This is a genomic window from Leisingera sp. F5 (genome assembly GCF_001593695.1).
Map to the genome: position 1 here is coordinate 1 of NZ_LUKH01000899.1, position 1496 is coordinate 1496.

1 protein-coding gene and 1 pseudogene are annotated in these 1496 nt (G+C 61.4%); one reads left to right on the plus strand and one right to left on the minus strand.

Going from position 1 to position 1496, the window contains the following annotated elements:
* Positions 1–322, plus strand: a pseudogene (locus A2I95_RS37230) (bifunctional methylenetetrahydrofolate dehydrogenase/methenyltetrahydrofolate cyclohydrolase); the annotation flags it as partial.
* A gap of 94 nt (positions 323–416) precedes the next feature.
* Here the strand turns inward: A2I95_RS37230 and A2I95_RS37235 are convergent.
* Entirely contained in the window at positions 417–1259 is an 843-nt protein-coding gene (locus A2I95_RS37235) for a DMT family transporter (RefSeq protein WP_027256632.1), read from the minus strand.
* Between the last annotated feature and the right edge of the window lie 237 nt (positions 1260–1496).

Sequence of the window (1496 nt, forward strand, 5' to 3'; positions counted from 1 at the left end):
TTCGCGCACCAAGGACCTGCCGGATGTTGTGCGCCGCGCCGACATCGTTGTGGCCGCCGTGGGCCGTCCGGAAATGGTGCCGGGCGACTGGATCAAGGAAGGCGCCACGGTGATTGACGTCGGCATCAACCGGATCGAGCGCGACGGCAAGACCAAGCTGGTGGGCGACGTCGATTTTGCCTCTGCAGCCGAACGCGCCGGCGCCATCACCCCGGTGCCGGGCGGCGTCGGCCCGATGACCATCGCCTGCCTTCTGGCCAATACCGTCACCGCCTGCTGCCGCGCCAACGGTCTGAAAGAGCCCGAAGGCCTGACCGCCTGAAACCGCGCCGCACAACAGCATTGGCTGAGATTACCTGCTCCCGCCGGACGCCTCCGGCGGGAGTATTTGTTCAAAGATGAAAAAGGGCGGGCGTTCAAAAACCCAGGTAGGCGATCCCGCCAAATGTGACGGCGACACTGATCCACTGCGCGCGGTTCATGCTTTCGCGAAGTAAGAGCCAGGCGAGCACTACGGTGACCAGGCCGAAAAGCGAGGCGCTGACTGAGGCGAATTCCGGGCGGGGCAAGGAGCCGGAGTAGATCACCAGGCCAAGTGCAAAGGCATCCAGCGCGCCCATCAGGCAGAGAAGAGGCAGTATTTTGCGACAGGGCAGCTGAACCATCCGGGCAAAAAGCGCAAGCCCCAGAACGATCAGTATGGCTGCCAAGCGGGTCACGATGAGTACCGGCAATTCGGCGCCGGCTTGGGTGGCGGCTTGGCCGATCGCAAAGGTCAGAGCAAACCCGATGGCCCCCGCAAGGCCCCAGGCCGCGGCCCGCAGGTTGACCGGGCTGCCGTCGTCCTCGGTTGAAAACACGGCAATGCAGCCGACACCGCCAACCACCGCCGCAACGGCAATCCAGTGGCCCGGACCGACCGGTTGCCCTTGCAGCATTGCCATACCCAGCGACAACACGGGATAAGCGCCGACCAGCGGTGCAACCAATTTCACCGGCCCCAGCGCAAAAGCGCGGTAGAGGGCATAAGACCCCAAGGCGAAAACAGCCCCCGAAATCCCTGCCAGCCGGGCCGCCTGCGGGGTCATTGCCTGCCAATCCCCCAGAGCCAATGCCGCCGACGCAACCAGAATCGCCCCGGTGGAAAACACGATCAGCATGGCCGGCAATATACCGGTTCTTTGCGAGACCAACCGCACGCACAGGTCATGGATTCCCCAGGCAAGGGCTGCGGCCAAGCCTAAAATCAGCGAGTGCATCGGGCTTATCCTTTTGTTTGCGGCATTCACCCCCAGGAAAATGACGCATCCCGGGCATTTGCCATTTTACTGCAGAAAATCAACATGTTTGTTGATTAGAGTGGGGGAACGGAATATTCTTTGCAATAAATAAATATTCCGGCTGTGCAAATTTTGGCCGGTGTCCAACAGGAGATGCGCGATGAATGACATGAGCTTCCCTGAAGTTGTCAAAGGGCCGCCCAAGCCGTCCGGACT